This window comes from Roseovarius halophilus (ex Wu et al. 2025) (assembly GCF_047086965.1).
The window spans coordinates 1-7,963 of record NZ_JBKOTX010000220.1 but is presented as its reverse complement, the minus strand read 5'-3'; the positions used below and the strand labels follow the sequence as shown (position 1 = coordinate 7,963).

At 69.0% G+C, this 7,963-nt stretch carries 5 protein-coding genes and 1 pseudogene; 2 read left to right on the top strand and 4 right to left on the bottom strand.

The window, feature by feature from the left end:
* Both ACH107_RS27345 and hisS read right to left on the bottom strand, forming a co-directional pair.
* On the bottom strand, positions 1-558 hold a 558-nt coding region (locus ACH107_RS27345; protein ID WP_412508841.1), incomplete at its 3' end, for an ATP phosphoribosyltransferase regulatory subunit.
* Complete coding sequence (hisS, locus tag ACH107_RS27340; RefSeq protein ID WP_412508840.1) at positions 558-2,033, bottom strand: histidine--tRNA ligase; 1,476 nt, start codon at positions 2,031-2,033, stop codon at positions 558-560. The genes hisS and ACH107_RS27345, both read right to left, overlap by 1 nt.
* 132 nt (positions 2,034-2,165) lie before the next feature.
* On the opposite strand from hisS, the gene ACH107_RS27335 reads away from it, so the two are divergent.
* Positions 2,166-2,363 carry a SlyX family protein gene (locus ACH107_RS27335; protein WP_412508839.1) on the top strand — a complete coding sequence of 66 codons (198 nt, stop codon included), beginning with the start codon at positions 2,166-2,168 and terminating at the stop codon, positions 2,361-2,363.
* Positions 2,364-2,374: 11 nt separating this feature from the next.
* On the opposite strand, the gene ACH107_RS27330 is transcribed toward ACH107_RS27335, so the two are convergent.
* On the bottom strand, positions 2,375-3,178 hold the full coding sequence (locus ACH107_RS27330) for an alpha/beta hydrolase (protein WP_412508837.1): 804 nt from the start codon (positions 3,176-3,178) through the stop codon (positions 2,375-2,377).
* Positions 3,178-6,681, bottom strand: a complete 3,504-nt coding sequence (dnaE, locus tag ACH107_RS27325; protein WP_412508836.1) for a DNA polymerase III subunit alpha — start codon at positions 6,679-6,681, stop codon at positions 3,178-3,180. The genes ACH107_RS27330 and dnaE overlap by 1 nt, the downstream gene beginning before the upstream one ends.
* Positions 6,682-6,870: 189 nt before the next feature.
* On the opposite strand from dnaE, the pseudogene ACH107_RS27320 reads away from it, so the two are divergent.
* Positions 6,871-7,869: pseudogene (locus ACH107_RS27320) on the top strand (ABC transporter ATP-binding protein); the annotation flags it as partial.
* Positions 7,870-7,963 lie beyond the last annotated feature (94 nt).

The following is a 7,963-nucleotide window of genomic DNA, read 5'->3' as shown; positions in this document are numbered from 1 at the left end:
GGGCGCCCGGCCCGCGAACCGGTCGACCAGCGCGCGGAACCGGCGCGGGCGCCAGATATGCCGCCGCAGCGCGGCCTTGCGCCGCTCGGTCGTGTGCAACGCCTCGACCGCCGCCAGCAGGATACCGATATCCCCCGTCGCCGCGCGCAGGCCCAGCGGTTTCAGAATATCCCAAACCAGCGCGAAGACCTCGGCATCAGCGGCCTCGGGCGCGTCGCGCGCGAAAACCTCGAATCCCGTCTGCAAGTACTCGTTGGCGCGGTCCGGGTCGTCTTCCTGCCGGCGGAACACCTCCCCGGCATAGGTATAGCGTGCGGGCTCGGCCCCTTGTGCCATGTGCATCTGCACGACCGGCACGGTGAAATCGGGCCGCAGCATCTGTTCGCCCCGCAGCGCGTCCGAGGTCACGTAGGCCCGCGCCCGTATGTCCTCGCCGTAAAGGTCCAGCAGCACCTCGGCGGGTTGCAGGATGGCGGTTTCCACCGGCTGCGCGCCCGCGGCCTCGAACAGCCCGCGCAGCCGTGCCGCCTCGGCCCGTGCCGCCGCCCGCGCCGCCATCAGCCCTGCCCGTCCAGTATCTCGCGCACCGTCGCGACCAGCCGGTCGCGCGGCACCTCGACCTGGCTGGGCCGGTCCTTCCATTCCTCCAGCGTGGCGCTTCGGGCGATCTGCGCGCCAAGGACCAGGTCCTTGATCTGAACGACGCCCTTGTCCTTTTCGTCGCCCCCCTCGATCACGGCGACCGGGGCGCCGCGCTTGTCGGCGTATTTCATCTGGTTGCCGAAGTTCTTGGGGTTGCCAAGGTACAGCTCGGCCCGGATGCCCGCCTGCCGCAGCTCCGCCACCATCGCCTGGTAATCGGCCATGCGGTCGCGATCCATCACCGTCACCACGACGGGGCCCTGTACCGTGCCGCCGATGCGGCCCTTCTCGCGCAACGCGGCCAGCAGCCGGTCCACGCCGATAGAAATACCTGTCGCCGGTACCGCCTGCCCGGTGAACCGCTTGACCAAGTCGTCGTACCGCCCGCCGCCGGCGACGCTGCCGAACTGCCGCTTGCGGCCCTTCTCGTCAAGGACGTCAAAGGTCAGCTCGGCCTCGTAGACGGGCCCGGTATAATAGCCCAGCCCGCGCACGACCGACGGGTCGATGACGATGCGGTCGGGGCCGTAGCCCTGCGCGGCAAGAAGGTCGGCAATCTGTTCCAGCTCGGCCACGCCCTCGCCGCCGGTCGCGCTGCCGCCAACGGCGGTACGCAGGTTGACAAGTGTTTCCTGCGTGCTCTCGCCCTTCGATGTCAGGAAGGCGATAACCGGCTCGGCCTGATCCGCACCGAGGCCCACGCCGTCGATATAGGCCCCGGAAGCGTCGCGCCGCCCGGCGCCCAGCAACTCCCGCACGCCGGCCTCGCCCACCTTGTCGAACTTGTCGATGGTGCGCATCACGGCGGCGCTGCGCTCGGCGTCGTCGGCAAGGCCCATCACCTCCAGCACGCCGTTCAGCACCTTGCGGTTGTTCACCCTGATCAGGTAATCGCCGCGCGGGATGCCGACCTTTTCCAGCGTGTCCGCCAGCATGGCGCAGATCTCGGCATCCGCCGCCATCGAGGCGCTGCCCACCGTGTCGGCATCGCATTGATAGAACTGGCGATAACGCCCCGGCCCCGGCTTCTCGTTGCGCCAGACCGGGCCCATCGCGTAGCGGCGGTAGGGCGTCGGCAGGTCGTTGCGGTGCTGGGCATAGACACGCGCCAGCGGCGCCGTCAGGTCATAGCGCAGCGCGAGCCAGCTTTCATCCTCCTCCTGCCACGCGAACACCCCCGCGTTCGGGCGGTCCACGTCGGGCAGGAACTTGCCCAGCGCCTCCACCGTCTCGACCGCGCTGCTTTCCAGCGCGTCGAAGCCATAGGCGTGGTAGACATCGGCGATGGCGCGCAGCATATCGGCGCGCTCGGTCACCTCGGCGCCGAAATAATCGCGGAACCCCTTGGGCGTCTCGGCCTTGGGGCGGGGCTGTTTCTTGGGTTTGGCCATGAAATCCGGTCCTGCGGCAGTCACTCGCGGCGCGGTCTAGCGGAAGGGGGGAACGGGGGCAAGCCAAGCCTCCGTGACGGGGCCCCGCGCCGCACATTGACCCGGCACGGCCGCCCGGCGTAAAGCGGGCCCATGCGCGCGCTGGAAGAACATATCGCCGACCTGGCCCGGCAGCTTGACGACCTGTCGGATATCGTCACCCGCCAGCAGGCCGAGATCGAGCGCCTGACCCGGCGTGTCGAGCTGCTCATGCAGCGCGAGGCGGAGCGCGAAGCGGCCGAGGGCGGACAGGCCGTTTTCGGCGACGACCGCCCACCGCCCCACTGGTAGGGCCGCGCGCCTCAGCCCGCCGTCGCGGCATGCACGAAATCCGCCACCCGGCGGAAGGTGACGCGGGGTTTCTCCCCGGGCGTGAGGTCAAGGTGGCCATGCATCATCTCCGGCGATTCCAGCAGCGTCATCCGGGCGCCCAGCGCCCGCTTGACCATGCGCACCCCCTTGACCGAAACGCGCGGATCGTCCGGGTTGTGCTGCGCCAGCGCGACCACCCGGTCGTTGCCCGCCACGAGCGACGGGTAGTTGTAACCCCCCGACGTGGCAAAGACACCGTCCAGCCCCTGTTGTGCCAGCCCCAGCGCGGGCGGCGAGAACGCCATGTTGAACGCCGTGATCCCCCCGGCCGAGGCGCCGCCGACCACCCGGCGCGGCCCCCAGCCATAGCGCGCGGCGTTCGCGTCGGCCCAGTCGAGGAAACGCAGCCCGTCCTCCAGCGCGGCCAGCGACCGCGCCTGGCACAGCCCCGGCCGGATCAGCCGCCCCTGGAGCGCCGCAAGGTCATCCAGCCGAGCGCGCACGGGGGCTGACAGGTCCGACACGTCCGCGCGCAGGCGATACCCGACCGAGGCAACGGCGATCCCCTCGCGCGTCAGCCGCCGGCCCAGCCGCCGGGCGGCCTTGTGATCATGGCTGCCGAACTTGAATGCACCGGCATGGAACCAAGCGAAAAGCGGCGGCGCCGTGACGCCCCCGGGCAGGAAGAGCGTGCAGGACAGCGCCGTCCGCGCCCCCGCCAGCGGCGCGTGGCCATAGACCACGTCGCGGTGCAGCGTGAAATGCGCCGCCCCGTCGCCCGGCGCGGCGTCCATCACACCTCCTCCACCGCCAGCACGCCCCCGAGGCTCTTGATCGCGCCCTTTATTTGCGGGTTGACGGGAAATTCGCGGCCCGCGTCGATCTCGACCTCGCCGGGCAGGTCGCCGCGCATCAGGCAGAAGGTGATCGGCCCGGGCCTGGCGTTGCGCGCCGCCGCCCGCGCCTCCTCCAGCACCGAGGCGACAAGCGGCACCGCGTCGGGCGCCTCGATGAAGATGCGCAAACCGGATGCCCCCGCATCCGCCACCACGCCGTCGATCGGTTGCACCGACCGGCCCAGCAGCTTGAGCTGATCGGCCTCCATCGTCGCCTCGACGGTGAGAACGACCTGCGCGCCGGCCTCAAGGTGCTCGCGCGATGTCTCCAGCGTTTCGGAAAACAGCGTCACCTCGTACCCGCCCGTGGTGTCGGACAGCTTGCAGAAGGCAAAGCGGTTGCCGCGCGCCGATTTCTTCTCCTGCCGCGCGGCCACGACCCCGGCCATCTTGGCCACCACCGCCCCGCTGCGCCCGGCCAGCTCCGTCACCTCGTCCAGCGTCTTGACGTCCTTGCGGCGCAGCGCGCCCATGTAATCGTCCAGCGGGTGCCCCGACAGGTAGAAGCCCACGGCGCTGAACTCCTCGGTCAGCCGCTCCGCCGGCAGCCAGTCGGCCACCGGGCTCAGCCGCGGCTCGGGCAGGTCCTCGCCCGCCTCCCCGAAAAGCGACACCTGGCTCGAACTCTTCTGCTCCTGGATCGCGGCGGAATAGTTCATCAGCGGTTCAAGGCTTTCGAACACCCGGCGGCGGTTGCTGTCCAGCGCGTCGAAGGCGCCGGCACGGGCCAGCATCTCCAGCGGGCGCTTGCCGATCCGCTTGAGGTCCACCCGCCGCGCGAAATCGTACAGCGTGACAAAGGGCTTGTCGCCGCGCCCCCCGGTGATCAGCCGCATCGCCTCGACGCCCACGTTCTTGAGCGCGCCAAGCCCGTAATGCAGCACCCCGCCGCGCACCACGAACATCGCCTCCGAGCGGTTCACGCAGGGCGCGGCCCATGGCAGCCCGAGGCCTTTCTTGACCTCCTCGAAATAGACGGCCAGCTTGTCGGTCAGGTGGATGTCGCAATTCATCACGCCGGCCATGAACTCCACCGGGTGATTGGCCTTCAGCCACGCCGTCTGGTAGCTCACGACGGCATAAGCGGCGGCGTGCGACTTGTTGAAGCCGTAATTGGCGAACTTGTCCAGCAGGTTCCAGACCTCCAGCGCCTTGTCGTCGTCAACGCCGTTCGCCTTGGCCCCCTCGATGAATTTCGGCCGCTCGGCGTCCATCGCCTCCTGGATCTTCTTGCCCATCGCCCGGCGCAGCAGGTCAGCGCCGCCCAAGGAGTAACCCGCCATTTCCTGCGCGATCTGCATCACCTGTTCCTGGTAGACGATAATGCCCTGCGTCTCGTCAAGGATATGGTCGATCGACGGATGGATGTGGTCGCGCGCGCTCAGCCCGTTCTTGACCTCGCAATATTTCGGGATGTTCTCCATCGGTCCCGGCCGGTACAGGGCGACCAGCGCGACGATATCCTCGATGCAGGTGGGTTTCATCCGCTTGAGCGCGTCGCGCATCCCCTCGCTTTCCACCTGGAACACGGCCACGGTGCGCGCGCGGGCATACAGGTCATAGGTCTTCTCGTCGTCCAGCGGGATCTGCCCGATATCGTTCTCGGCACCCTCGAAGGGCTCGTATATGGTACTGCCATCGGCGGCGACATGCAGGTCGCGCCCCTCGCCGTGGATCTGCTCGATGGCGTTCTGGACCACCGTCAGCGTCTTGAGCCCGAGGAAATCGAACTTCACCAGCCCGGCCTGCTCGACCCATTTCATGTTGAACTGCGTGGCCGGCATGTCCGACCGCGGATCCTGGTAGAGCGGCACCAGCTCGTCCAGCGGCCGATCCCCGATCACCACGCCCGCGGCATGGGTCGAGACGTTGCGCAAAAGCCCCTCGACCTTCATGCCGTGGGTCAGCAGCCGGTCGACCACCTCCTCGTTCCTCGCTTCCTCGGCAAGGCGCGGCTCGTCGGCCAGCGCCTTCTCGATGCTGACGGGCTTCACCCCCTCCACAGGGATCATCTTGGACAGCCGGTCCACCTGTCCGTAGGGCATCTGCAGAACCCGCCCGATGTCGCGCACCGCCGCCTTGGACAGCAGCGCGCCGAAGGTGATGATCTGCCCCACCTTGTCGCGGCCGTATTTCTCCTGCACGTAGGCGATGACCTCTTCGCGCCGGTCCATGCAGAAATCGATGTCGAAGTCGGGCATCGACACCCGCTCGGGATTCAGGAAGCGCTCGAACAGCAGGCTGTAGCGCAGCGGATCAAGGTCGGTGATCGTCAGCGCATAGGCCACGAGGCTCCCCGCGCCCGACCCGCGCCCCGGCCCCACCGGGATGTCGCGTTCCTTGGCCCACTTGATGAAATCGGCAACGATCAGGAAGTAGCCCGGGAACCCCATGCCCTCGATGATGCCCAGTTCGAAATCCAGCCGCTTCTCGTACTCCGCCACCGGCGCGGCATGGGGGATCACGGCCAGCCGCGCGGCCAGACCTTCCTTGGCCTGCCGTCGCAGCTCGTCCACCTCGTCATCGGCGAACCGCGGCAGGATCGGGTCGCGTTTGTACGCGCCGAACGCGCAGCGGCGGGCGATCTCCACGGTGTTTTCCAGCGCCTCCGGCAGGTCGGCGAACAACGTCGCCATCTCCTGCGGGGTCTTGAAATAATGCTGGGCGGTCAGGCGCCGGCGCGGCTGGGCCTGATCGACATACGCGCCCTCCGCCACGCAAAGCATGGCGTCATGCGCCTCGTACATCGCCGCGTCGGGAAAGTAGACGTCGTTGGTCGCCACCAGCGGCAGGCCCATCGCGTAGGCCATCTCGACAAGGCCGCGCTCGGTCAGGCGCTCGGCCTCCGGCGCCCCGTCCTCGCCGGGATGGCGCTGTAATTCCACGTACAGGCGGTCGCCGTAGGCGTCTTGAAGCTGCCGCATCAGCGCCTCGGCGGCCGGGCGCTGCCCGTCTCGCAGCAGCCGGCCCGCCGGCCCGTCCGGCCCGCCCGTCAGGCAGATTATCCCGGCCGCGTGCGCGGCCAGCTCGCTCACCGTGACATGCGCCAGCCGCCCGTCGCCGCGCAGGTACAGCCGGGAATTGAGTTTCATCAGGTTCTCGTAGCCGCGCTCGTCCTGCGCCAGCAGGACAAGCGGCGCCGGCCGCCGGGGCCGCTCCCCCGGCCGGGTCTCGACATATTCAAGGTCGACCTGGCAGCCCATGATCGGCTGCACGCCGGCCGCCTGCGCGGATACCGAGAATTCCAGCGCGGCGAACATGTTGTTGGTGTCGGTCACGGCCACGGCGGGCATCTCGGCCGCCGTGCAGAGCGCGGGCAGCTTCTTCAGCCGCACGGCGCCCTCCAGCAGCGAATACTCGCTGTGGACCCTCAGGTGGATGAATCGCGGATCACTGCTCATGCCGCGATCCTATGCCAGCCGCCGCCGCCGCGCCACAGGATTGCGCACCACCGCGTCGCCCGGCCTGCACAAAACGGTCGCACCCGGCGCGCCACGGCCCGCCATCGCGCCACAGCCCATTGCCCCCCGCCGCGCGGCTGCGCTACTCAAGGGTATGAAGAATCCTGCCTCCAGACAGGGGAGCCCCGCGTGACCGGCGCATTGCTCAGCATCGAGGGCCTGACCCGAACCTATCCCGGCGTCATCGCGAATGACGATGTCTCCTTCGATATCCACGAAGGCGAGGTGCACGCGTTGCTGGGCGAGAACGGCGCGGGCAAGTCGACCCTCGTCAAGATGGTCTACGGCCTCGTGAAACCCGACGCCGGCCGCATGATCCTGCACGGCCGCCCCTTCGCCCCGCCCGAGCCGCGCGCCGCGCGGGCCGCGGGCGTGGCGATGGTCTTCCAGCATTTCTCCCTGTTCGAGGCGCTGACCGTAGCCGAGAACGTCGCCCTCGGCATGGAAACCCCGCCCCCCCTGCGCGATCTCGCGGCGCGCATCCGCGACGTGTCCGAAGGCTACGGTCTGCCGCTCGACCCGTACCGCGTCGTGGGGGACCTGTCGGCGGGCGAACGCCAGCGCGTCGAGATCGTGCGCTGCCTGCTGCAGGATCCGCGGCTCCTCATCATGGACGAACCCACCTCGGTCCTCACCCCGCAAGAGGTCGAGATCCTGTTCGCGACACTGCGCAAGCTCACGTCCGAGGGCGTGGCGATCCTCTACATCTCCCACAAGCTCGAGGAAATCCGCGCGCTCTGCGACCGCGCCACGATCCTGCGGCGGGGCCGCAATGCCGGCACCTGCGTGCCGTCCCGAACCACCGCGCGCGCGATGGCCGAGATGATGATCGGCGCGAGCTTCAAGTCCCCCGCGCGCCCGGCCGGTGCGCCCGGCGACGTCGCCCTCGATGTCAGCGGCCTGTCGCTGTGCGCGCCGTCGGCCTTCGGCACCGTGCTGCGCAACATCCATTTCACCGTCCGCGCGGGCGAAATCCTCGGGATCGGCGGGGTTGCCGGCAACGGTCAGGACGAACTGCTCGCCGCGCTTTCGGGCGAATTCCCGGTCGAGCCGGGCGCGCTCAAGCTGTCGGGGCAGCGCATCGGCGCCACCGGCCCCGCCTTCCGGCGCCGGATGGGCCTGCTTGCCCCTGCGTGATCGCGTAGGCGCGCGCCTCGCAGAATTGTTCACCGAGCGCCTGGTCGGGGTCGCTCACGTCGGAGGCGAGGATGACGCCGCCGTT

Bases quoted from the DNA above. Each gene is read 5' to 3' on its own strand.
- hisS (WP_412508840.1), bottom strand. From the start codon at position 2,033: ATGGCCAAACCCAAGAAACAGCCCCGCCCCAAGGCCGAGACGCCCAAG.
- ACH107_RS27335 (WP_412508839.1), top strand. From the start codon at position 2,166: ATGCGCGCGCTGGAAGAACATATCGCCGACCTGGCCCGGCAGCTTGAC.
- ACH107_RS27330 (WP_412508837.1), bottom strand. From the start codon at position 3,178: ATGGACGCCGCGCCGGGCGACGGGGCGGCGCATTTCACGCTGCACCGC.
- dnaE (WP_412508836.1), bottom strand. From the start codon at position 6,681: ATGAGCAGTGATCCGCGATTCATCCACCTGAGGGTCCACAGCGAGTAT.